Annotated in this window: 22 protein-coding genes; 3 read left to right on the top strand and 19 right to left on the bottom strand. The window is 73.9% G+C overall.

Features of this window, described 5'->3' with window-relative positions; genetic code table 11:
- Positions 1-1,905 (top strand): transglutaminase TgpA family protein (locus E1300_RS22255; RefSeq protein ID WP_131758969.1); only part of this gene is annotated, 1,905 nt, incomplete at its 5' end.
- A gap of 281 nt (positions 1,906-2,186) precedes the next feature.
- Here the strand turns inward: E1300_RS22255 and E1300_RS22250 are convergent.
- The 6 genes from E1300_RS22250 to E1300_RS22225 form a co-directional block, all read right to left on the bottom strand.
- Positions 2,187-2,576 (bottom strand): SCO2097 family morphological protein, encoded by a 390-nt coding sequence (locus E1300_RS22250; protein WP_131758968.1) that lies wholly within the window; start codon positions 2,574-2,576, stop codon positions 2,187-2,189.
- A 147-nt stretch (positions 2,577-2,723) separates the two neighbouring features.
- Positions 2,724-3,989, bottom strand: a complete 1,266-nt coding sequence (locus E1300_RS22245; protein ID WP_131758967.1) for a DNA polymerase IV — start codon at positions 3,987-3,989, stop codon at positions 2,724-2,726.
- A gap of 4 nt (positions 3,990-3,993) precedes the next feature.
- Positions 3,994-4,779 carry a methyltransferase domain-containing protein gene (locus E1300_RS22240; RefSeq protein ID WP_242619318.1) on the bottom strand — a complete coding sequence of 262 codons (786 nt, stop codon included), beginning with the start codon at positions 4,777-4,779 and terminating at the stop codon, positions 3,994-3,996.
- 49 nt (positions 4,780-4,828) lie between these two features.
- Entirely contained in the window at positions 4,829-5,245 is a 417-nt protein-coding gene (gene nusB, locus E1300_RS22235; protein WP_131758966.1) for a transcription antitermination factor NusB, read from the bottom strand.
- A gap of 1 nt (position 5,246) precedes the next feature.
- Positions 5,247-5,804 (bottom strand): elongation factor P, encoded by a 558-nt coding sequence (gene efp, locus E1300_RS22230; RefSeq protein WP_131758965.1) that lies wholly within the window; start codon positions 5,802-5,804, stop codon positions 5,247-5,249.
- Between the two features lie 34 nt (positions 5,805-5,838).
- Positions 5,839-6,918, bottom strand: coding sequence for a M24 family metallopeptidase (locus tag E1300_RS22225; protein ID WP_131758964.1), 1,080 nt, complete (start codon positions 6,916-6,918; stop codon positions 5,839-5,841).
- A gap of 160 nt (positions 6,919-7,078) precedes the next feature.
- Here E1300_RS22225 and E1300_RS22220 point away from each other — a divergent pair, with 160 nt between their 5' ends.
- Positions 7,079-8,581 (top strand): flavin monoamine oxidase family protein, encoded by a 1,503-nt coding sequence (locus tag E1300_RS22220; RefSeq protein WP_207399891.1) that lies wholly within the window; start codon positions 7,079-7,081, stop codon positions 8,579-8,581.
- A gap of 91 nt (positions 8,582-8,672) precedes the next feature.
- On the opposite strand, the gene E1300_RS22215 is transcribed toward E1300_RS22220, so the two are convergent.
- Entirely contained in the window at positions 8,673-9,719 is a 1,047-nt protein-coding gene (locus tag E1300_RS22215; protein WP_131758962.1) for an LLM class F420-dependent oxidoreductase, read from the bottom strand.
- A 93-nt stretch (positions 9,720-9,812) separates the two neighbouring features.
- Positions 9,813-10,478 (bottom strand): enoyl-CoA hydratase-related protein, encoded by a 666-nt coding sequence (locus E1300_RS22210; protein ID WP_131758961.1) that lies wholly within the window; start codon positions 10,476-10,478, stop codon positions 9,813-9,815.
- Positions 10,479-10,686: 208 nt separating this feature from the next.
- Between E1300_RS22210 and E1300_RS22205 the strand changes: the two genes are divergently transcribed.
- A complete protein-coding gene (locus tag E1300_RS22205; protein WP_131758960.1) occupies positions 10,687-11,262 on the top strand; it encodes a TetR/AcrR family transcriptional regulator in 576 nt (191 codons plus the stop codon).
- Between the two features lie 3 nt (positions 11,263-11,265).
- Here the strand turns inward: E1300_RS22205 and aroQ are convergent, their stop codons facing one another.
- The 11 genes from aroQ to E1300_RS22150 form a co-directional block, all read right to left on the bottom strand.
- The gene (aroQ, locus tag E1300_RS22200) at positions 11,266-11,742 is read right to left on the bottom strand and encodes a type II 3-dehydroquinate dehydratase (protein ID WP_131758959.1); all 477 of its coding nucleotides are present in this window, start codon (positions 11,740-11,742) and stop codon (positions 11,266-11,268) included.
- Entirely contained in the window at positions 11,739-12,815 is a 1,077-nt protein-coding gene (gene aroB / locus E1300_RS22195; protein WP_131758958.1) for a 3-dehydroquinate synthase, read from the bottom strand. Before aroB ends, aroQ begins: the two co-directional genes overlap by 4 nt.
- 12 nt (positions 12,816-12,827) lie before the next feature.
- Positions 12,828-13,343 carry a shikimate kinase gene (locus E1300_RS22190; RefSeq protein WP_131758957.1) on the bottom strand — a complete coding sequence of 172 codons (516 nt, stop codon included), beginning with the start codon at positions 13,341-13,343 and terminating at the stop codon, positions 12,828-12,830.
- Between the two features lie 4 nt (positions 13,344-13,347).
- Positions 13,348-14,526: a chorismate synthase gene (aroC, locus tag E1300_RS22185; protein WP_131758956.1), complete on the bottom strand. Its 1,179-nt coding sequence runs from the start codon at positions 14,524-14,526 to the stop codon at positions 13,348-13,350.
- A 262-nt stretch (positions 14,527-14,788) separates the two neighbouring features.
- Positions 14,789-17,764 carry a glycine--tRNA ligase gene (locus tag E1300_RS22180; RefSeq protein WP_131758972.1) on the bottom strand — a complete coding sequence of 992 codons (2,976 nt, stop codon included), beginning with the start codon at positions 17,762-17,764 and terminating at the stop codon, positions 14,789-14,791.
- A gap of 57 nt (positions 17,765-17,821) precedes the next feature.
- A complete protein-coding gene (locus E1300_RS22175; protein WP_131758955.1) occupies positions 17,822-18,595 on the bottom strand; it encodes a phytanoyl-CoA dioxygenase family protein in 774 nt (257 codons plus the stop codon).
- 41 nt (positions 18,596-18,636) lie between these two features.
- On the bottom strand, positions 18,637-19,245 hold the full coding sequence (locus E1300_RS22170) for an A24 family peptidase (RefSeq protein WP_131758954.1): 609 nt from the start codon (positions 19,243-19,245) through the stop codon (positions 18,637-18,639).
- Between the two features lie 10 nt (positions 19,246-19,255).
- The gene (locus E1300_RS22165) at positions 19,256-19,951 is read right to left on the bottom strand and encodes an SseB family protein (RefSeq protein ID WP_131758953.1); all 696 of its coding nucleotides are present in this window, start codon (positions 19,949-19,951) and stop codon (positions 19,256-19,258) included.
- 68 nt (positions 19,952-20,019) lie between these two features.
- Complete coding sequence (bar, locus tag E1300_RS22160) at positions 20,020-21,126, bottom strand: barbiturase (protein ID WP_131758952.1); 1,107 nt, start codon at positions 21,124-21,126, stop codon at positions 20,020-20,022.
- 59 nt (positions 21,127-21,185) lie between these two features.
- Complete coding sequence (locus E1300_RS22155) at positions 21,186-22,136, bottom strand: carbamate kinase (RefSeq protein WP_242619317.1); 951 nt, start codon at positions 22,134-22,136, stop codon at positions 21,186-21,188.
- 94 nt (positions 22,137-22,230) lie between these two features.
- Positions 22,231-23,394 carry a pyridoxal phosphate-dependent aminotransferase gene (locus E1300_RS22150; RefSeq protein WP_131758951.1) on the bottom strand — a complete coding sequence of 388 codons (1,164 nt, stop codon included), beginning with the start codon at positions 23,392-23,394 and terminating at the stop codon, positions 22,231-22,233.
- Positions 23,395-23,402: the final 8 nt, after the last annotated feature.

The following is a 23,402-nucleotide window of genomic DNA, read 5'->3' as shown; positions in this document are numbered from 1 at the left end:
GCCCGTCCCGACGGCGGGGCGCTCGCGGCGAGCGGCCGCCGGATCGGCGTCGGCGCGGTCGCCGTCGCGGTGCTGCTGCCGATGGCGGTCCCGGGCATCCACCCGCGCGGCCTGTTCGGCATGGGCGGCACCGGCGGCCGCGGCACCCAGACGGTGACGACGCCCGACCCGCTCGTCAGCCTGAAGCGCGAACTCACCCGGGTGGACGACTCGGTCGTGCTCACCTACCGGACCGACGACCCCGCGGGCCCCGACTACCTGCGGATGTACGCCCTCGACAAGTTCGACGGCGACCGGTGGACCTACAGCGAGATGTCGAGCAAGGCCCGCCGCGACCGGCTCGCGGACCGGCCGATCCCCGCGCCGCCCGGGCTGGACGGCGCGCCCGTCCACGAGGTCACCACGCGGATCGAGGTCAAGCCCCGGGTCCGGAACATGACCTTCCTGCCGGTGCCGTACGCCCCGTCCCAGGTGTCGATCAGCGGCGACTGGCGGGTGCACGCGCCGTCCCTGATGGTCTACTCGCTGAACGACTCGGCGGGCGGGCGCTCCTACACCGTGCGGAGCCTGCGCGCGCAGCCGACCCCGGCCGAGCTCGCCTCGGCGGGCTACTACCCGGACGACATCCTCTCCCGCTACATCGACGTCCCGAAGAACATCCCGCCGGAGGTCAGGCGGCTGTCGCAGGAGATCACCGCGGGCGCCTCAAGCGCGTACGCGCAGGCCGTCCGGCTCCAGAGCTGGTTCTCCCTGAGCGGCGGCTTCACCTACGACCTGTCCGCGCCGGCGCCGCAGCACGGCAGCGAGCTCGTCGACTTCCTCCTGCACAGCAAGCGGGGCTACTGCGAGCAGTTCGCCGCCGCGATGGCGCTGATGGCCCGGATCCTCGGCATCCCGGCCCGCGTGGCGATGGGGTACACGCCGGGCACGCAGACGGGCAGCGACCAGTGGGTGGTGCGGTCGCGCGACGCGCACGCCTGGCCGGAGCTGTACTTCGAGGGCGCCGGATGGGTGCGGTTCGAGCCGACGCCCTCGGGCTCGGCCGGGCAGGGCACGGCCAGCACGCCGTCCTACAGCCAGCCGTCGGTCGCCGAGAACGGGTCCGGAAGCGAGGCGGCGTCGCCGTCACCGTCGGCCTCGTCGCCCACCGACCCGGCCTCCGCGTCCGCGTCCGCCGGGCCCCGGCACCGCACGGACGACACGGGCCCCGAGGGCACCTCCACCACGGAGGAGCAGGACCAGGGCGGCTTCTCGCTGACGCCCTGGCTCGCCGGGGGACTGCTCGTCGCACTGCTCCTGGCCGCGCCGATGGTGCTGCGGGCGCAGTCCCGCAGGCGCCGCTGGGCCCTGCTCATGCCGAGCTCGTCGCCGCCGCCGGAGCCCTCCCGGGTGTCCGCGCCGGACGCGCCGTCCGGGAGCCCGAGGCCCGGCGGGTCCTCGCGGGGCTGGACGCCCGATCCCGCGGGCGCGGCGCACGCGGCCTGGCGGGAGATGCGCGACGACGCGCGCGACCACGGCCTGGAATGGCGGTCCAGCGACTCCCCGCGCGCCACCGCGCGGCGGCTCGGCGAGCTCCTGGAGCTGGACGGCGCCGGGACGGAGGCCCTCCGCCGCATCGCCCGCGCGGAGGAGCTGGCGCGCTACTCGCGGTCCGTCCCGTCCGAGCCGCCGGAGCGGCTGCGCGCCGACGTCCGGACCGTCCGGGAGTCGTTCTCGGCCGCGGTGAGCCGCCGGGCCCGCTGGCGCGCGCGGCTGCTCCCCCCGTCGACCCTGGCGGAGGCGGCGGACGCGCTCCGCGCGGCAGGCACCCGAACGTCGGAGCTGACGGGAGCACTGGGCGCCCGGGTGAACGACCTGGCCGGCCGCATCAACGACCTGCCCACCCGAATGCGCCGCCGCCACTAGCCCACGCCACGCGTGGAGAGGCGCGGCGCACGTTACGGAGGGCGGCCCGCATCGAGGCGCGGCGCATGTGAAGGACACGGCGCACGTGGAGGAACGCGGAGCGTGTGGAGAGGCACGGCACGCGTGGAGAGGCGCGGGGGCGCGTTACGGAGCGCGCGCGGGGCGTTAGGAGGCGCGGCCTGTGTGGGGGCGCGGGGCGCTAGGGAATGGGGCGGGGCTGGGCTCAGGTATGGCCGGTCCCGGCCTGCACCCGGGGGCGCGGGACCGGGACCGCGGTGGGGTTACTCGCCTTCGGTGCGGCGGCGCCAGCGTTCTTCCATGCGCTCCATGAACCCGGCCTTGGCGGGACGGGCCTGGCGGCCGCGGCGGGCGGGTTCGTTGCCGATGCCCGTCATCCGCTTCCAGCTCGTCAGCGCCCAGACGCAGCAGACCACCATGAGCAGGAAGCCGGCCACGCTGATCGCGATCGTGGCGGTGCCCGCGTTGATCACGAGCCCGGCCATCAGGGCGCAGACGCCCAGCACGAAACCGAGGGCCGCCTTGACGATCCGGCGCTTGTAGTGGACCTGGGGGTTGGTCGAACGAACCGCGTGAGCGAACTTCGGATCCTCGGCGTACAACGCCGACTCGATCTGTTCGAGCATGCGCTGCTCGTGCTCAGAGAGCGGCACGGCGCCTCCCAACGACAGCCCCGCGACGGGGTATCCGATGCAGGACGGGAACCTCAACGGTGATATGCCCAGAATACGAGCCCCGACGAGCGTACGAAAGCAAACGGCCAACCGAGGACCCCATGCCGGTCACCTCACCGACCCCTCTCATCGTCTCCCGTCCCCGCCGTCACGCCGGTCGCTCCCGTCCGCGCGGCGCACCAGGGCGGCGGGCCGGACGGCACCCGGGCCGAACCGGTTCGCCACCTGGTCCATCGCTCGTTCGGCCTCGCGCCAGCCGGTTTCCGGCTCGTCGAAGGCCAGCTGACGGGGGGCTTCGTCCGCGGGGCCCAGGTTCTCGACCCGTACCCCGACCAGACGGAGTCGTACCCGCTCCAGCCCGGCCCCCTCATACAGCTCGCACGCTGTGATGTAGATCACACGGGCGAGGTCGGTGGGCTCCCGGAGGGTGCGCGCCCGGGTGATCGTCTTGAAGTCCGCCATACGGAGTTTGACGCTCACCGTCCGCCCGGCGTGCCCGGCGGCGCGGAGCCGCGCGCCGACCTTCTCCGCGAGCCGGAGCAGCTCCCGACGGATGATCTCCGGGTCGTCGATGTCGGTGTCGAACGTCTCCTCGGCGCCGATGCTCTTGTCGGGGGTGTGCGCGACGACCTCGCGGGGGTCGCGGCCCCAGGCGAGCTCGTGCAGGTGGGCGCCGACCGCGGTGCCCAGCTCCCGTTGCAGCGTGGCCAGCGGCACCTGCGCGAGCTGGCCGACCGTCCGCAGGCCGAGCCGGGTGAGGGACTGCTCCGTCCGCTCCCCCACGCCCCACAGGGCCGCGACGGGCAGCGGGTGGAGGAAGTCCTCGACGCCGTCGGCGGGGATGACGAGGAGCCCGTCCGGCTTGCAGCGGGTCGAGGCCAGCTTCGCGATGAACTTCGTGCTCGCGACGCCGACCGAGCAGGTGATGCCCTGCTGCGCGCGGACCTGCTCGCGGATCATCGCGGCGATCTCCGCCGGACGGCCGAGGCGCCGCCGCGCCCCGGTCACGTCCAGGAACGCCTCGTCCAGCGACAGGCCCTCCACCAGCGGGGTGATCGACCGGAAGATCTCGAACACCGCCGCCGAGACGCGGGCGTAGCGCTCGTGCCGCGGCGGCAGAACCACCGCGACCGGGCAGAGCCGCCGCGCCCGGCTCACCGGCATCGCCGAGTGGACGCCGTACCTGCGGGCCTCGTAGGACGCGGCGGAGACGACGCCGCGCGGGCCCGTGCCGCCCACGATCACCGGGCGGCCGCGCAGCTCGGGGCGCTCCAGCAGCTCGACGCTGACGAAGAACGCGTCCATGTCGACGTGCAGGATGCCGCAGCCGGTGTCGTCGGCGGGCGGGCCGGGCTGCGGGCCCGGCCGGTGCAGCTGCTGCTTGCGGCTCACGGCGCTACCGCGCCGGCTTGTCGGCCACCAGGTGCAGCTGGGTCGCGAGGTCGCGGAGCACGGGGTGGACGGCCGCGGCCGACTCCAGCGCGATCAGCGCCTCGGCGGAGTCGGCGTCGGAGTCGATCATTCCGCTGGGCACCAGGTCGGCGAAGATCCGCACGCCGTGCAGCTCGGCGACGCGCAGGCCCGCGTCGCGCACCAGCGACGACAGCGACTCGCGGGTGAAGCGGCGGGGCATCCGGTCGCCCTCGCCCCAGCGTCCGGACGGGTCGGCCAGCACCCGCCGCGCGTCGTCGAAGTGCCCGGCGACCGCGCGGTGCAGCGCCGCCGCGATCTGCCCGGCGACGAGCAGGCTGACCGAGCCGCCCGGGCGGACGGTGCCGGTCAGCGCCGCCATCGTCGCGGCCGGGTCGTCGACGTACTCCAGGACGCTGTGGCACAGCACGAGGTCGGCGGCGTCCGGGCCGAGCAGGTCGGGCAGGTCGGTGGCGTCGCCCTGGAAGGAGCGCACCTTGACGCCGGACTCGGCGGCGCGGCGCTCCAGCGCGGCCAGCGCGTCCGGGCTGGAGTCGACCACGGTGACCCGGTGGCCGAGCTCGGCGAGCGGTACCGCGAAGCCGCCGGTGCCGCCGCCGACGTCGACCACGTCGCCGGGGCCGGACTCCGGGGCGATGCGGTCCAGCACCGTGCGCAGCGCGTCCCAGAGGACGGCGCTGCGCACGCGGCCGCTTCCCCGCATCCGCTTCTGTTGCCGGCCGTCCACGGCCACTCCCCTAACGTCGCTCATCCCCGCCCACCCTAGCCGTCCGCGACCGGCGCGGGGGACCCCGCCGGGACTACAGCGACAGGGACGGTTTCAGCTGCTGGAGGCGCGACAGCAGCCCGTTGACGAAGCGCGGCGACTCGTCGGTCGACAGCTCGGTGACGAGGCCGACCGCCTCGCTGACCGCGACGCCGTCGGGGACGTCGTCGACCCACAGCAGCTCGAAGGCGCCCATCCGCAGGACGTTGCGGTCGACGACGGGCATCCGCTCCAGCGTCCACCCGGTCGCGTAGGTCGCGATCAGCTCGTCGATGCGCTCCCGGTGCTCCTGCACGCCCTCGATGAGCCGCACGGCGTGCGGGAACTCGGCCAGCTCGTCCTGGTTGGGACGGCCCCGGGCCGCGAGCACCGCCGTGGGCTCCTCCCCGCGCAGCTCCGCGGCGAAAAGGATGTCCAGCGCGAGCTTCCGCGCCTTGGTGCGAGCGCTCATGTCAGCCGCGGCCGAGGTACTCGCCGGAGCGGGTGTCGACCTTGACCTTCTCGCCGGTGGTGATGAACAGCGGCACCTGGATCTGCGCGCCGGTCTCCAGCGTGGCGGGCTTGCTGCCGCCGGTGGAGCGGTCGCCCTGGAGGCCCGGCTCGGTCTCGGTGATCTCCAGCACGACGGCGGCGGGCAGCTCGACGTAGAGGGGGTTCTCCTCGTTGAAGGCGATCACGGCGTTCTGCTCGGGGAGCAGGTAGTCCGCGGCGCTGCCGACGACGGCGGCGGGGATGCGCGGCTGGTCGTAGGTCTCGGTGTCCATGAAGATGAAGTCCTCGCCCTCGCGGTAGAGGTACTGCATCTCCCGCTTGTCCACGCTGGCCACGTCGACCTTCGTGCCGGCGTTGAAGGTCTTGTCGACGACCTTGCCGGACAGGACGTTCTTGAGCTTGGTGCGGACGAACGCGCCGCCCTTGCCGGGCTTGACGTGCTGGAATTCCTGGACGGTCCAGAGCTGGCCGTCCAGGTTCAGCGTCATGCCGTTCTTCAGGTCGTTCGTCGTCGCCACTGCGTCATTCTCCCGGTCGCGGGCCCGCGCGCCCTCACAGGACGAGCAGGTCCCTGGTCGATGTGGTGAGGAGCTCCGGGCCGTCCGCGCGGACAACCAAGGTGTCCTCGATGCGGACCCCGCCCCGGCCCGCGAGGTAGACCCCCGGCTCCGCCGTGATGGGAACTCGATCCCTCAGCTTACCGGTCCTGTCGTACCCCATGAGCGGAGCCTCGTGGATCTCCAGGCCGACGCCGTGCCCGAGGCCGTGGGTGAACGCGTCGCCGTGGCCGCCGTCGCGGATGAGGTCGCGGGCGGCGGCGTCCACGTCCTTGGTGTCGGCGCCGGGGACGGCGGCGTCCACGGCGGCCTTCTGGGCGCGGCGGACGAGGTCGTACACGTCGCGCTGCCATCCCGCGGGCTCGCCGAGGGAGACGGTGCGGGTCATGTCGGCGTGGTAGCCGCCGCTGCGGGCGCCGAAGTCCATGGTGACGAGGTCGCCGCGCTCCAGCGGGCGGCCGCCCGGGTGGTGGTGCGGGATCGCGCCGTTCGGCCCGGACGCGACGATGGAGTCGAACGCGGGGGCCTCGGCGCCGAGGTCGACCATCTGACGTTCGAGCGCGATCGCGATCTCGCGTTCGGTGATCCCGGGGCGGAGGAGGGGCAGGATCGCGTCGAACGCGCGGTCGGTGATCTCGCACGCCTCGCGCAGCAGCGCGAGCTCGTCGTCGTCCTTGACGCGGCGGAGCTCCTCGACCGGGCGGCCGAGCGGGACCAGGTCGGCGCCCTCGGCCGCGGCGGTGAGGGCGCCGTGCAGCTCGACGGTGACCGCGTGCGCCTCGAAGCCGAGGCGGGTCACCCCCGAGCGGGCGGCGCGGGCCGCGAGCGCCGCGGCGGCCTGCCGGTCGACGACGACCTCCAGGTCAGGGCAGACCTCGGCGGCCATGGTCGCGTAGCGCCCGTCGGTGGCGAGCACGGCCGGGCCGTCGGCGGGGACGAGCAGCGCCGCGTTGGAGCTGTCGAGCCCGGTCAGGTAGCGGACGTTGACGAGGCGGGTGACGAGCAGCGCGCCGGCGTCCCGCTCGGCGACGTGCGCGGCCAGCCGGGCCCTTCGTCCGTTTTGCCTCTCCCCCATGGAGAGGACTCTAGAGCACGGCCGGAGGACAGGGCCCGGGCCGTCTCGACGCGGTCACAGAACATGAGAAACGCTCGACTTTCGGGACCGTCCTGCCCTAGCGTGCCGCGCGTGTGACGACCCGCCCCTCGCCCCGGCCATCCCGCAGGAGGGACTTCCCTTGACCGGAGTCAGCCGCCGCAGACTGCTCGGCACAGGCGCGCTCACCGCGGCGGGAGCCGTGGTCGCCGCGGCGTCCGCCCCGTCCGCCGCCGCGTCGCCCGCATCCCCCGCCGCCCCCGCCGCCCCGCAGGAGACCGCCGACGTGGTCGTCGTCGGGGCGGGCCTGTCCGGGCTCACCGCCGCTCGCGACCTCGTCGCGGCGGGCCGGTCCGTCGTCGTCCTGGAGGCCCGCGAGCGGCCCGGCGGACGGGTGTACGGCCTGCCGCTCGGCGACGGGACGACCAGCGAGGGCGGCGCCGAGTTCATCGGCCCCACCCAGGACCGCATCGCCGCGCTCGCCCGCGACATGGGCGTCGCGACCTTCACCACCTACAACACCGGCAAGAACGTCTACTACCGCAACGGCCAGCGGTCGCTGTACGCGACGGACGGCATCCTCGGCGCGGTCCCGCCCGACTGGGGCGTGGTCGACCTGGAGGTGGCGCTGCTGAAGCTCGGCGAGATGGTCAAGCAGGTGCCGGTCGGGCGGCCGTGGGAGGCGGCGAAGGCCGAGGAGTGGGACAGCCAGACCTTCCACACGTGGTCGCGGTCGAACTCGCTGAGCTCGGGCGCCCGCTTCCTCATGGACGAGTTCTGCAGCTCCACGCTGTCGGTCCGCTCACGGGACGTGTCGCTGCTCTACCTGCTCCACTACGCGGCCGCGGCGGGCAACGAGACCACGCCGGGGACCATCGACCGGCTCATCAACACCAAGGGTGGCGCGCAGGAGTCCCGGTTCGTGGGCGGCTCGCAGGAGGTGCCCGTCCGGCTCGCGCAGCGGCTCGGCGACATCATCCGCTACAACGCCCCGGTGCGCTCCATCACGGCCGAGGACGGCGGCGTCACCGTCGTCGCGGACGGGATCACGGTCACCGCGAAGCGGGTGGTGGTCGCGATGTCCCCGGCCATCGCCGGGAAGATCGACTACTCGCCCGGGCTGCCCGCGAGCCGCGCCCAGCTGATGCAGCGCTACCCGATGGGCTCGATCGCCAAGTTCGTCGCCGTCTACGACACCCCGTTCTGGCGCGCCGACGGGCTCACGGGCCAGGCCGTCGCCGACAGCGGGGCGATCGACGCGACGTTCGACAACAGCCCACCGGACGGCTCGCGCGGCATTCTGATGGGCTTCATCAACCAGACCAACATCCGGAAGCTGGACGCGGCGTCGCCGGACGCGGTCCGCGCGGCGGGCCTCGACTCCCTCGGCAAGCTGTTCGGCGACACGGCGCGGAACCCGGTCCGGACGGCGATCCAGCGCTGGGACAACGAGACGTGGAGCGGCGGCGGCCCGGTCGGCATCGCGCCCCCGGGCGTCCTGTCCGACTACGGCCCGGCGCTGCGGGCGCCGTGCGGCCCGATCCACTGGGCGGGCACCGAGACGTCCGACTACTGGACGGGCTACATGGACGGCGCCGTCCGCTCCGGCGAGCGCGTCGCGAAGGAGGTCCACGCCGCCCTCTGATGGCGGCGCGGACCGTAGATCGAACTCCCGTGGCGTGCCAGGCGGTCACCTGGCACGCCACGGGCTCCAAGATCGGGCCCCGAGGTCCGGCTCAGAGGTCGGCGGCCATCTCCTTGACCTTCTCGATCAGGGCGAGGCGGCCCTTGTGGTCGCCGGCGATCGGGCTGACGTTCAGCGTGGTGACGCCCGACTCCTTCATCGCGGCGAGCCGCTCGCGGACGTGGCCCTCGGAGCCGATGAGCGACATCTTCTCCAGCAGCTCGTAGGGGACCTTGGCGGCGGCCTCGTCCTTCTTGCCGTCCAGGTAGAGGTCCTGGATCTCCTCGGCCTCCTTCTCCCAGCCGTAGCGGCGGCAGAGGTCGTTGTAGAAGTTGCGGCCCTTGGCGCCCATGCCGCCGATGTACAGCGCGGCCATGGGGCGGCCGAACTCCAGGAAGCCCTGGACGTCGTCGCCGATCGCGAGCGGGGCCTGGCCGACCACGTCGAGATCGCCGAGGGAGGCGTCCCGCTTGGCCTTGCCCGCCGCGAGGGACGCGCCCCACACGTCGGCGGCCTTCTCCGGCAGGTAGAAGATCGGCTCCCAGCCGTTGGCGATCTCGGCGGTCAGCTCGACGTTCTTCGGCCCGATCGCGGCGACCAGGATCGGGATGTCGGCCCGCACCGGATGGTTGATGATCTTCAGGGGCTTGCCGAGCCCGGTGCCCTGCCCCTCGGGCAGCGGCATCGTGTAGTACTTGCCCTGGTGCTGGAGGCGCTCGCGCCGCCACACCTGGCGGCAGATCTCGATGATCTCGCGGGTGCGGCCGAGCGGGGCGGTGTAGGGGACGCCGTGGAAGCCCTCGATGACCTGCGGGCCGGAGGCGCCGATGCCGAGCGTGAACCGCCCCTCGGAGACGTAGTCGAGGCCGGCGGCGGTCTGGGCCAGCGCGGTCGGCGTGCGGGAGTAGATGTTGAGGATGCCGGACGCGATCTCCACGCGCTCGGTCTTGGCGGCGATGTAGCCCATCTGGCTCACGGCGTCGAAGCTGTAGGCCTCGGCGACGTACACGATGTCGAGGCCGGCCTTCTCGTAGTCGGCCAGCTCCTCGACGGTCTCCTTGAAACCGCCCGAGTAGCTGAGCGCCATCCCGATGCGCATGCCGCCATCCCTTCCTAGAACCGAATGCGATTCAGTTGAACGTAACCTAGCGCGGAGCGGCCGCTCGTCCCAGGGTCGCCCACCCGGTCCGGGTCAGGAGAGGACGGGGCCGTCCAGCGCCGCGAGCACCGGGCCGTACATGTCCCTGCGGATCCTCCCCACGATCGCGCCGTCCTTGGCGGCCAGCTCCGCGGCCACCCCGGTCGCGACCGGCACCACCTCGGCCTCGGCCGCGACGTGCTGGACGATCCCCGCGTCCCGCGCCTGCTCGGCGGTGTACCGGCGGCCGGTGATCATCGCCTCGTGCGCGGTCGCCTTCGGCAGCCGCCCCTGGATCAGCGCGCTCATCCCGGGCGTGAAGCTCATCCCGAGGTCCACCTCGGGCAGGCAGAAGTAGCCGCGGTCGGTGCGCATGACCGCGAAGTCGTGCGCGAGGACGAGCATCCCGCCGCCCGCGAACGCGTGCCCGTTGACCGCCGCGACCGTCGGCATCGGCAGCGCGAGCAGCCGCGCGTACAGCCCGTGGACGCGGCGCAGGTAGTCCTCGAACCGGTCGCCGTTGGCGCCGAGCCATTCGAGGTCGAGGCCGTTGGAGTAGAACTTCCCGGTGCCGGTGGTGACCAGCGCGCGCGGCCCCTCGTGCTTCTCCACGGTGTCGAGGGCGCCCTCGACCGCGCCGAGGAAGTCCGGCCCGAACCGGTTCTCGCCCGCGTCGAAGCGCAGGACGAACACGTCTCCGTCACGCTGGAGGTCGATCACGAAGGTCTCCTTCATCCGTTCCCGGGACGACCCTACTTGCCGGTAACCCACGAGAACACCACGTGGACGGCCGCGCCGCGCGCCCTCAGTCCGTCCTTTCGGCTCCGGACCGCGCCGCACTCGGCATGACGTCCGTCATAGTCAGCGAATTCTATGACGTCCGTCATGGTCAAGCCGCGATGCTTATGATGAATGTCATAATCGGGGCATGGGGACCGACAGCCGGGAACGCATGGTGCGCAGCGCCGCCTACCTCTTCCGCGAGCGCGGCTACAGCGGCACCGGGTTCCGCGACGTCATCGCGCACAGCGGCGCGCCCCGCGGGTCGATCTACCACCACTTCCCCGAGGGCAAGGCGCAGCTCGCCGAGGAGGCCGTCCGCTACGCCGGGGAGTTCCTCAACGCCGGCATTCTCGCGGCCACCGAGGGCGGCGACGCCGCGTCCGCCGTGGACGCGTTCACCGGCTGGTGGCGGCAGGTGCTGATCAGGAGCGAGTTCCGGGCGGGCTGCCCGGTGGTGGCCGTGACCGTCGAGTCCCACGACGAGGCGCCGCAGCTCGCCGCGGCCGCCGCGGCGGCCTTCGACCGCTGGCAGGACACCCTCGCGACGGGGCTCGGCAACGCCGGCGTCCCCGACGGCCGGGCGGCGCGGCTGGCGCGGCTCATCGTCGCCGCCGTCGAGGGCGCGACCATCCTCTGCCGCGCCCACCGCGACGTGGCGCCCCTCGACGACGTGGTCGCCGAGCTGAAGGCGATGACCCGCGAGGCCGTCGAGGGCGGCTGAGGGTCAGCCCCCCGCCGCCCCGGCCCTCTCCGCCGCCTGCTCGGCGAGGATCTCCGCGACCGCCTGGAGCGCCAGGACGTACGACATCATGCCGAAACCGGCGATCGTGCCGGTCGCGACCCCCGCGACCACCGAGGTGTGGCGGAACTCCTCCCGCGCGGCCGGGTTGCTGATGTGCACCTCGACCAGCGGGGCGGTCCGCTGCGCGAGGGCGTCCCGCAGCGCGTAGGAGTAGTGCGTGAACGCCGCCGGGTTCAGGACGATCGGCAGGCGCTCGTCGGCGGCCTCGTGCACCCAGCGCACCAGCTCCGCCTCGTCGTCGGTCTGCCGGACCTCGACGTGCAGGTCGAGGCGGCGCCCGGTGTCGCGGCAGAGCGCCACCAGGTCGTCGAACGTCGTCGAGCCGTACACGTCGGGCTCGCGGGTCCCGAGCCGCCGCAGGTTCGGGCCGTTCAGGACGAGCACGCGGTCCGCGGTCATCGGCCGACCTCCCGGTAGGCGGCGGCGAGCAGCTCCTCGTCCGGGCCTTCGAGGCGGCCGGGCTTCGCCACCCCGTCCAGGACGACGAACCGCAGCGTGGCGCCGCGCGACTTCTTGTCGATGGTCATGGTGGCGCGCAGCTCCGGCCAGGCGTCCGCACCGTAGGACACCGGCAGGCCCACCGACGCGAGCACGGCGCGGTGCCGCTCCACGACGTCCGCCGGGAGCCGGCCGGCGAGCCGGGACAGCTCCGCGGCGTACACCATGCCGACGGCGACGGCGTGGCCGTGCCGGAACCGGTACTGCTCCGCCTTCTCGATCGCGTGCGCGAGCGTGTGCCCGTAGTTGAGGATCTCCCGCAGCCCGCTCTCCTTCAGGTCGGACGCGACGACGTCCGCCTTGACCTGGATCGCGCGCTCCACCAGCTCCCGGGTGTGCGGCCCGTCCGGCGACGCGGCGCCCGCCGGGTCCTCCTCGACCAGCTCCAGGATCCGCGGGTCGGCGATGAACCCCGCCTTGATGATCTCCGCGAGACCGCTCACGTAGTCCTCGCGCGGCATCGTCACGAGCGTCGCGAGGTCGCACAGCACGCCGCCCGGCGGATGGAACGCGCCGACGAGGTTCTTGCCCTCGGGGATGTTGATGCCGGTCTTGCCGCCGACGGCCGCGTCCACCATGCCGAGCAGCGTCGTCGGCACCAGCACCGCCCGCACGCCGCGCAGGAAGGACGCCGCGGCGAACCCGGCCAGGTCGGTGGTGGCGCCGCCGCCGACCCCGACCACCGCGTCGCTGCGCGTCATGCCGAGCGCCGCGAAGCTCGACCAGAGCCCGGCGAGCACCCCCGCCTCCTTCGCCGCCTCCCCGTCCGGGACGGGCAGCGGATGGACGGTGTACCCGGCCTTCTCCAGCACCCCGCAGACCGGGCGCGCGATCTCCGGCAGCCCCTCCGCGTGCACGACCGCGACCGTCCGGACGCGCTCGCCGACCAGCTCGGGCAGCTCGCCGAGGACACCCGTGCCCACGACGACGTCGTAGGGCTCGGCGCCCCCGACCCGGATCCGCGTCTCGCTCACCGGCGCACCACCTCAGGCACCGCCCTCGATCGCCTTGGCGATCTCCTCGACGATCTCCTCGGGGAGGCGGCCGTCGGTGTCCACGTGCACGGTGCCGAGCCGCTCGTAGACCGGCAGCCGCTCCTCCAGCAGCTTGCGCATCTGGCTGCGCGGGTTCAGCACGAGCAGCGGCCGCGCCGACGCGAGCCCGACCCGCTTGATCGCCTCCGCCAGCCCCACCCGCAGGTACACCACGGTGTGCCCGGCGAGCAGCTCCTGCGTCTCCGGCGCGAGGACCGCGCCGCCGCCGAGGGCCAGCACCCCCTCGTGCTCCGCCAGCGCGGCCGCGACCGCGGCGCGCTCCAGCGCCCGGAACCGCTCCTCGCCGTCGTCGATGAAGATCTCGCCGATCGGCTTGCCCGCCGCGGCCTCCGCGTCGGCGTCCGTGTCGCGCAGCGGCACGCCCAGCCGCTCCGCGAGGGCCGTGCCGATCGTGGTCTTGCCCGAACCCGGCGGCCCGATGAGGACGGCCTTCGGTCGCGTCATGATCCGCTCACTTGATCGTCAGGGAGGACAGGTAGCCGCGCAGGTTCCGCGCCGTCTCCTCCGCGTGGTCGCCGCCGAACTTCTCCAGCGCCGCGTCCGCGAGCACGAGCGCGACCATCGCCTCCGCGACCACCCCCGCGGCCGGGACCGCGGTCACGTCACTGCGCTGGTTGATCGCCTTCGCGGGCGCACCGGTCTTCACGTCGATCGTGTCGAGCCGCCGCGGGACCGTCGAGATCGGCTTCATCGCGGCGCGGACCCGCAGCACCTCGCCGGTCGTCATGCCGCCCTCGACGCCGCCCGCCCGGTTCGTCCGCCGCCGCACGCCCTCCGGCGTCCCGTCGATCTCGTCGTGCGCCCGCGACCCGGGCCGCCGCGCCGTCGTGAACCCGTCGCCGAGCTCCACACCCTTGATCGCCTGGATGCCCATGAGGATCCCGGCGAGCCGCGAGTCGAGCCGCCGGTCCCAGTGGACGTGGCTGCCCAGCCCCGGCGGCAGCCCGTAGGCGAGGACCTCTACCACGCCGCCGAGCGTGTCCCCCGCCTTCTTGGTCTCGTCGATGTGCGCGACCATCGCCGCGGCCGCGTCCGCGTCGAAGCAGCGCACCGGGCTCTCGTCCACCGCCGCGAGATCGTCCGGCCCGGGCAGGACGTCCACCGGCGCCTCGACCTCGCCGAGCGCGATCACATGGCTGAGCACGTCCACACCGAGGGCCTGCTTCAGGAACGCCTTCGCGACCGTCCCGAGCGCGACCCGCGCCGCCGTCTCCCGGGCGCTCGCCCGCTCCAGCACCGGACGGGCGTCGTCGAACCCGTACTTCTGCATGCCGACCAGATCGGCGTGCCCGGGCCGCGGCTGGGACAGCGGCGCGTTGCGCGCCTGAGCGGCCAGCACGTCGGCGTCCACGGGATCGGCCGCCATCACCGTCTCCCACTTCGGCCACTCGGTGTTCCCCACCTCGATCGCGACCGGGCCGCCGAGCGTCACCCCGTGCCGGACCCCGCCGAGGATCGTCACCTCGTCCTGCTCGAACTTCATCCGGGCACCCCGCCCATGCCCGAGCCGCCGGCGGCGCAGTTCCTCGGCGATGTCCCCCGAGGTAACGCGCACACCGGCCGGCAGGCCCTCAACGATCGCGGTGAGGGCCGGGCCGTGGGACTCCCCCGCGGTCAACCAGCGCAGCATGGAGGAGAGCTTATTGCAGTACTCATGGCACTGCCCTCGGCGGTCGGCCCTGGCGGGCCTTCCTTCAACGGGCACTGCGGCGATCGCTGTATTCATTGCATCGCCCTTGGCGTCGGCCCTGGCGGGCCTCCTTCAACGGGCGAGGCGGCGATCGCTGCATCGCTCCGGCTCGCCCAGGGGCTCGCTGCGCGATCAAGTTCTCGCTTCGCTCGCACTTGGCTCCGCACGCGATCGCAACGTCTCGGTCGCTGATTCTCGGGCTTCAAGCGATCTCGCGCCAGTTCAGGATGTCGTTCACCAGGTCTTTCAGGGTTGCTAGGAAGCCTAGGCGGTTGGTTCTTAGGGTCTCGTTCTCGTCCATCACCATGACTTCGTTGAAGTAGGCGTTGATGGGATCCACCAGTGGGTTTGCGGTGACGTTGAACACTCGCAGGTCTGGGCGAGGGGGCAGTGCTTCGTGTACTTGGGTGAAGGCCTCGTGTAGGTGGTGTTCGGCGGGCTCCTGGAACAGGGCGGGGTCGTAGGCGGGGCGCGTTCCGTCCGGGACGATGCGTAGGACGCGTTGGAGGGCCGTCGTCAGGGCGGTGAAGGTGTCCGAGCGCAGCAGTTCGGCCAGGTCCTTGGCGGCCTGTTCGGCGTGGGCGGGGGAATCCGCGTGCGGGAGGACGGCTCGGACGACGTTGATCGCGTGGCCTTCATCCAGGAGGTTCTGCTCCAGGCGCCGGGCGACGAACCGTCCGGCCTCGGTGAGGACGTCCGGCGGAACCTCGATCGGCTGGTGCCGCGCAGCGATCGCGAGGCCCTCCCCGACCGTGATCGCCGACAGTTGCGGGACGGCCCGCAGGATCACGGTGAGCGCGAGGGCGGCGCGGCGGAGCCCGAACGGGTCCGAGCCTCCGGACGGCGCGGCTCCGGCGGCGAACAGGCCGGTGAGGAGGTCGAGCCGGTCGGCGACGGCCAGCAGCGCGCCGGGGACGCCGGCGGGCGGCGCGTCTCCGGCGGCGCGGGGGCGTTCCATCTCGTCGAGCGCGCGGGCGACGGCCTCGTCCTCGCCTGCCCGGCGCGCGTACTCGCGGGCCATCGTCCCGGCCAGCGCGGGCAGTTCGATCACCATGGACGAGGCCAGGTCGAACTTGGCCAGGGCGGCGGCGCGGCGCAGCGCCGCCCGGTCGTCCGGTGACGGGTCGGCAAGGTCGGCGAGTTCTCCGGCGATCGCGGCGATGCGGGCGGAGCGGTCGGCCATCGAGCCGAGCCGGTCGGCGAAGGTGAGCCTCTCCAGGCCCTCCTTGATCTGCTCCGGGGTGCGCTGGAGGTCCTGCCGGAAGAAGAAGGACGCGTCCTCGTAGCGCGCTCGGAGGACGGCCTCGTTCCCCGCTCGGACGGTGTCCGGGTCGCATGTGCCGTTGGCGAGGGTGACGAAGCGCGGGAGGAGCCGTCCTCGGGGGTCGCGCACCGGGAGGTACCGCTGGTGCTTGCGCATGACGGTGGTGAGGATCTCCTCGGGGAGTGACAGGTAGCGGTCGTCGAAGGCGCCGAGGACCGCGACCGGCTCCTCGACCAGGTCGACGATCTCCTCGATGAGCCGGTGCTCGGCGGGGGCGTCGATCGTTCCGCCGTGGTGGCGGGCGAGGGCCGTCGCGTCCTCGATGACGCGGGTCCGGCGCGCGGTCCGGGACGGCTCGATCCCGTGCGCCCGCAGGGTCGGGATCAGCGCGGCGGCGTCCGGCACGGTGATCTGGGACGGGTCGGCCGTGCGATGCGTTCGTGTGGTGCGGCCCGTTCGCAGGCCCGCCGCGGTGAAGGGCACCTCGTACTCGTCCAGGAGGGCGAGCAGCCAGCGGATCGGGCGGGCGAACGACAGGCCGGGCGCATTCCACCGCATGTTCTTCCCGGCGCGCAGCCCGGTGACGATCCCGGGGAGCAGTTCCGCGAGCACCTGGGCGGCGGGCCGTCCGGCGACCCGGCGGACGTGCCCGGCGTGCTCCCGCCCGGCGACCGTCACGGTCCGCACGTCGGCCACGTCGATCCCCTGGCTCCGCGCGAAGCCCTGGAGCGCCTTGGTCGGCGCGCCGTCGGCGCCGTACGCGGCGGCGAGGCGCGGCCCCTTCACGACCTGCTCGGTGTCGGGCTCGCGCGGCTCCACGTCCCGGACGAGCACGATGATCCGGCGCGGCGTCGTGAAGGTCTCCATCGAGGAGGCGTCCGTGAGCAGTCGTGCCTGGCGCAGCCCGTCGGCCAGCCGGGTCGCGACGTCCTCGGCGGCTCGGTCGGCCTCGCCGGGCGGCAGTTCCTCCACGCCGATCTCCAGCGCGAACGCGGCGGGCGCGGTCACCTTCGGGAGGACGGCCGCAGCCGTGGACTTCGCTGGACGGGCCGTGGCGTCGCCGAGCGGGTGGTCCAGTTCGGCCCGTCGCCGCACCCAGAGCTCCGCGACCTCGTGGGCGAGTGCCCTCATGCGGGCGAACGCGCGGGCCCGCTCGGTCGTCCCGATCGCGCCGCGCGCGTCCAGGACGTTGAAGGCGTGCGAGCACTTCAGCACCTGGACGTGGGCGGGGACGGGCAGGCGCGCGTCGAGCATCCGGCGCGCCTCCGCCGCGTGCGCCTCGAACAGCCCGCGGGTCGTCGCGATGTCGGCGTCGTCGAGGTAGTAGCGGCTCAGCTCGTACTCGGCCTGCCCGAACGCCTCGCCGTAGGTCACGCCCGGCGCGTACAGGACGTCCTTGAAGTGGGTCGCGCCCTGGAGCGCCATCATGATGCGCTCTATCCCGTAGGTGATCTCCACGGAGACGGGGTCGAGGACGAGGCCGCCCGACTGCTGGAAGTAGGTGAACTGGGTGATCTCCAGGCCGTCCAGCCAGACCTCCCAGCCGAGCCCCCAGGCGCCGAGCGCCGGAGAGGCCCAGTCGTCCTCGACGAACCGGACGTCGTGGGCGCGCAGGTCGATGCCGAGCGCTTCGAGGCTCGCGAGGTAGAGGTCCTGCGCGTCGCCCGGCTCCGGCTTCAGGACGACCTGGAACTGGGTGTGGGTCTGGAGGCGGTTCGGGTTGTCGCCGTACCGGGCGTCGTCGGGGCGGACGCTCGGTTCGGTGTAGGCGACCCGCCACGGCTCCGGCCCGAGGACGCGCAGCGCGGTGGACGGGTTGAGCGTCCCCGCGCCGACCTCCGTGTTCATCGGCTGGCCGATGAGGCAGCCGTGCTCGGCCCAGTGGCGGGTGAGGCGGATCAGGGCGTCCTGCATGGTCAGCACGGGGGTCCTCCGGTGGGTGAGATCGTCCAAGTCTGCGGGGAGCGCTTCTCAGCGCCCGAGACCTCGCAGGATGGCGGTCTCCACCGGGGAGGGGTCGGGGCCGTCCAGGCGGGAGGGCCCGGATGGGACGAGCGGCGGCTGCGCCATGAAGCGCGGTTCGGTTCCGCGATGGGGTTGCGCGGCGTGCACGAGGAAGGGGTGGCAGAGGTAGACGTCGCCCGCGCGGCCGGTGGCGAGCGCGACGGGCCGGTGCTCGCTCGCGGGCACGGCGCGTTCGCAGGCGGGAATGAAGGCGAGGCCCGCGTCCCCGGCGGGTTCCAGGATCGGCGGGACGTCGAGGTGCGAGCCGACGCGGATCCGGGTGGGCGCGTCGTCGTCGCCGACGTCCGAGAAGAGGAAGAGCATCAGCAGGGCCCTGCCCTTGGAGGCCAGGTTCACCCGGTAGGTCATGTAGTCGGCGGGGTCGTCGCCGGGGAAGCTCCCGTCGATGTGCCAGCCGTCGTCGCCGGGTGGGTCGTCGCTCGGGAACCGCACCGGGAACGTGCCGAGGCCGCCGGGCGGCTCCCAGCGCCCCTTCCCGGCGAGCGCGTCGAACGCGGCGTGCAGGCGCGGCGTGTTCGCGGCGGCCCTGAAGGGCGGGTCGGCGTGGCCGGGCAGGCGGACGACCGGGCGTGTCCAGGTCGCGGGGTCGGCGGGGTCGCAGCCCGTGTCGCGCCAGAGGACCGCGCGGCACTCGTCGGCGAGCGCGCGGGGGAACGCCTCCTCCACCTTGACGAACCCGTTCTCGACGAACGCCGCGGTGTCGAGGCCGATCTTGTCCACGGGCCCAGCATGCCCGGGGCGGACGGGTCGGCGCCAACCGTTTACGGGCCGTGGACCAGCACCGCGACGAGCGTCCCGGCCAGCAGGAACGGCCCGTACGGGAGCTGGGTCTTGCGGCCCGCGCGGCGGGTGGCGAGCAGCGCCAGCGACACCAGCGCGGCGATCGCGAACGTGGCGGTGGCGCCGAGGAACCAGGCGCGCCAGCCGAGCCAGCCGAGGTGGAGGCCGAGCAGCCCGGCGAGGACGGCGTCGCCGAAGCCGAGCGTCCCGGCGGGCAGCAGGAACCACTGCGCGCCGAAGAACGCGCCGAGGGCCGCCATGCCGAGCAGCGCGTGGACGTACCGGGCGCCGCCGTCGCCGGTGAACGGGGCGGCGGCGCCGAGGAGCGCGAGCCCGGCCGCGTAGGACGGGAGGGTCAGCGGTTCGGGCAGCCGCTTGAGGGCGGTGTCGACGACGCCGAGGAGCGTCCCGGCCGCGCCGAGCCACAGGAACGCGGGCAGCTCGGGGCGGGCGCCGATCCGCCAGGCCAGCGCGGCGAGGACGGCCGCGCACAGCAGCGCCACGGGGACGGGGCGGCGGCGGAGCGGCTCCGTCCAGCCGGCGCGCCACGACCAGGCGCGCTCCGGGGCGGGGGCGTCGTGGGGGTCCACGGCGCCGACCCTACCGGCGGACGACGCTGAGCTCGACGCCGCCGACGATGCGGCCGCGCAGCAGTTCGGCGAGCCGGTCGGACACCCGCTGCACGGTGCGCCGCTCGTCGTGGCCCGGCACGACCGCGAACCGGACGGCCAGCTCGGCGGCGGTGCCGGCGGTGACGCGGACGCCGCTGACGGCCGCGTCGGAGCCGAACGCGGCCTCCACGGCGGCGAGGACGTCGGGGTCCTCGTGCGGGGGCGGGACGGGCCGCCCCTCGGCGAGCAGGTGCAGGCGCAGGCCGTCCACGGCGAACGGGACGGGGCCCGCGACGTCGACCACGAGGGCGTGGGCGCCCTCGTCGAGCGCGGCCCGGCACGCCTGCCGGGCGTGCACCGCGACCGGGCGGGCGTCGGCCCGCCACGCCTTCATCGTCTCGGCGCAGGTGAAGCCGAGGACGCCGCGGCGCCCGTCCTCGCCCACCAGCGTCGGCAGCGCCATGTCGCTCGACTTCTCCCGGCGCAGGCCCCCGGGCGGCACGTCCTCCTCCTCGGTGAGGACGGCGACCACGGGCACCAGCAACCGCGCCCCCTGGAGCCGCCGCAGCACCGCGTGCTCGCCGACGCGCCCGGCGGCGTAGCCCGAGAGGGCCTCGCACAGCCGGGGATCGGCGCCGCCGTCGTCCCCGGGGAACTGGGGTTCGGGAATGGTCAGTCCGGACACGGCGAGAAGGCTATAGCCTCCGGCGACCGCCGTGGGTGGCTATTCGGATACTCTCCGTTTCCTTCCGGCTATCCGAGGTCGGCGATCGCCGCGACGGTGCCGCCGCCGGACGGGCCCTGGTGGACGGCCGCGACCGACACGAACACGGCGGGGTCGCCGGTGACGGAGGCCGCGACGCCGCCGACGCACGCCTTGATCTGGCGGTGCCAGTGCACGTCGGAGTCGTCCAGCATGATGTTGCGGCGGCCGCGGACGGTGCCGCTCGGGTCCGCCTCGCACTTGATGAAGACGTTGACGAGCCGGCCGTCGAGGTCGGCGGCGCGGGGCCGCTCGGGGAGGTCGAGGCCGGTGGACGCGATCGCCGCCCAGATGCCGTCGGCGTCCAGTGCGTCCTTCATCACACCGTGCCCGGCGCGGTACCGGCCGCCGATGCCGCGGACGTTGCCGACGACGACGATCTGCGCGCGGTCCAGCTCGACGCCCGACGAGCAGGACGCCACCGACGAGTACAGCGACAGGTCGCGGTGGATCTGCCCGGCGTCCGGCATCTCGATCTCGCCGAGCGCGACGGCGATGCCGAGGGCCGTCGTCGAGTTGGAGATGTCCATGGACTTCAGCGTGTCCTCGGTGACGACGTCCCGGCCGCGCGACTTCGCGTCGTTGATGGTGTCGAGGGTCAGCAGCGGCGTCTTGGTCTGGACGTAGTGGACGTCGGCGGGGTCGTCGATCCCGGCGGTCTTCATCGCCTCCCGGACGCCCGCCGCGACCGTCTCGACCATCGCGGGCCGCCCGATGTCCTCGGGCCGGATCACCTCGCTCATCGCGACGCCGACGGACAGGCGCGGCTCGTCGGACGCGGGGACCGCGGCCGGGTCCACCGTCGCGAACACGGTGGCGTGCGGGCTCAGCACCCCGTCGGTGCCGCCCGACCACACGAGCGGGACGCGCGCGACCTCGTCCGCCGGGCGGGTCCCCTTCGCGAGCAGCACCTCGCGGAACGCGCGGTCGGCAAGCAGCCGCGTGTAGTCGTTCACGCCGCCGTTGCCCTCGGTCTTGCCCACCACGGCGAGGACGCGGTCGGCCTCCAGCACGCCGTCGTCGATGAGGCGGGCCAGGCCGGACGCGTCGGTCACGCTCTCGATGGGGATCTTGCGGACTTCGATGGGATCGGGCACGTCATCGCTCCTCTGGTCGGCTCCGCTGGTCCTACCCGCCGGTCGGCGGCCTTCCCGGGTCATGCCTCCACGACCGTCCCGGCCTCGCCGCGGGCCGCCGCCGCGAGCCGGTCCGCACGGGTGATCGCCGCGCGGCGGCCGCCCGCGGCGACGAACCGCCGCACCGCCTCGACCTTCGGGCCCATGCTGCCGCCCGGGAAGTGCCCGGCGGCGGCCAGCGCGCCGAGCTCGGCGACCGTCGTGCGGCGCAGCGGCCGCGCCTCGGGCGTCCCGTAGCCGGCGACGGCGTGCTCGACGTCCGTGGCGATCAGCAGGGTGGTCGCGCCGAGCCGGCGGGCGAGCAGCTGCGCCGCGAGGTCCTTGTCGACGACGGCCTCGACGCCGCGCAGCCCGGCGCCGTCGCGGACGACCGGCGCGCCCCCGCCGCCCGCGGCGACGACGACGTGCCCGGCGTCGAGCAGCGCCCGCGCGGCGCCCGCGTCCAGGATCTCCAGCGGCTCGGGCGAGGCGACCACGCGCCGCCAGCCCCGGGCGCCGAACCGCCTCCACACCTGGCCGACGGCCATGAACCGGCGGGCCTCCGCCTCCGGGAAGTACCGCCCGACGGGCTTGGCGGGGTCGGCGAACCCCGGGTCGGACGCGTCGACGAGGGTCCGCGTCACGACCGCGGACACCGGGCGCGCCGCGTCCAGGGCCGCGAGGGCCCGCTCCAGCGCGTTCATGATCAGCATGCCGACGGTGGCCTGGGTCTGCGCGCCGCACCAGTCGAGCGGCACCGGCGGCACCACGGCCGCGGCGAGCTGGTTCTTGATCAGCAGGTTGCCGACCTGCGGGCCGTTGCCGTGCGTCAGCACGACCCGCGCCCCGGCGGCGACCAGCGCGGCCACCGGCCGCATCGCGCCCTCGACCGCCGCCGCCTGCGCCGCCGGGGTGGCGCTGCCGTCCGGCGCGGTCATGGCGTTGCCGCCGAGCGCGACCAGCACCCGTTCCCCGCCGTCATCGCCGCTCACCGCCCGTACGCTAGCCGCGCGCCGGGCGGCGCTCACGGGCGAAACTCGCCCAAGGCCCCCGCCCGGTTGGGCAACCTCCGCCGGAAGGGCGGGATCAGCGGAGGCGGGCGAGCCGCTCGACGGCCTCGTCGATGACGTCGTCCCGCTTGCAGAACGCGAACCGGAGGAAGTGGGCCCCGGCCTCGGGGTGGTCGTAGAAGACCTGCGTCGGGATCGCGACGACCCCGGCCCGGCCGGGCAGCTCGCGCACCAGCTCCATGCCGTCGGTGAAGCCGAGCGGCCGGATGTCGGCCTGCACGAAGTAGGTGCCCTGCGGCCGGTACGCCGCGAACCCGGCGGCCTCCAGGCCGGTGACCAGCCGGTCGCGCTTGGCCTGGAGGGACTTGCGCAGCTCCTCCACCCAGGGGACCTCGTTCCCGAGCGCGTACGCGGCGGCCCGCTGGTAGGGGGCGCTGACCGCGTAGGTGAGGAACTGCTTCACCGTCTGGACGGCCCGGATCAGCGGCGCGGGCGCGGTGACCCACCCGGTCTTCCAGCCGGTGACGGAGAACGTCTTGCCGGCCGACGACACCGACACGGTCCGCTCGCGCATGCCGTCCAGCGACGCGAGGGGGACGTGCTCGGCGTCGTCGAACGTCAGGTACTCGTACACCTCGTCGGTGACCGCGATCAGGTCGTGCTCCCGGCACACGGCGGCGATGCTCTCCAGCTCGGCGCGCGTGAACACCGTCCCCGAGGGGTTGTGCGGCGAATTGACCAGGATGACCCGGGTGCGGGACGTGACGGCGGCGCGCAGCTCGTCCGGGTCGAACGTGAAGCGGCCCCCGTCGGGACGCAGCGTCACGGGCCTGCGCACCGCCCCGGCCAGCGCGATCGTGGCCGCGTAGGAGTCGTAGTAGGGCTCGAACACGACGACCTCGTCGCCGGGCTCCGCCAGCGCGAGCATCGACGCGGCGACGCCCTCGGTGGCGCCGACGGTGACGAAGACCTCCGTCGCCGGGTCGTAGGACAGCCCGTACCGCCCGAGGCGCTGCGCCGCGACCGCCTCGCGCAGCTCGGGCAGCCCCGGGCCGGGCGGGTACTGGTTCGCCCCCGACCGGACGGCCTCGACCGCGGCGTCCAGCATGGCGCGCGGGCCGTCCTCGTCCGGGAACCCCTGCCCGAGGTTGATCGCGCCGGTCCGCACGGCGAGCGCCGACATCTCCGCGAAGATCGTCTCCCCGAACCCCCGCATGCGTTCGACCAGTGGCTCACTCACCCTGCGAG

This window comes from Actinomadura fibrosa, from assembly GCF_900659615.1.
GTDB lineage: Bacteria > Actinomycetota > Actinomycetes > Streptosporangiales > Streptosporangiaceae > Spirillospora > Spirillospora fibrosa.
The sequence above is the reverse complement of the archived record's forward strand: the minus strand, read 5'-3'. Positions and strand labels throughout refer to the sequence as shown.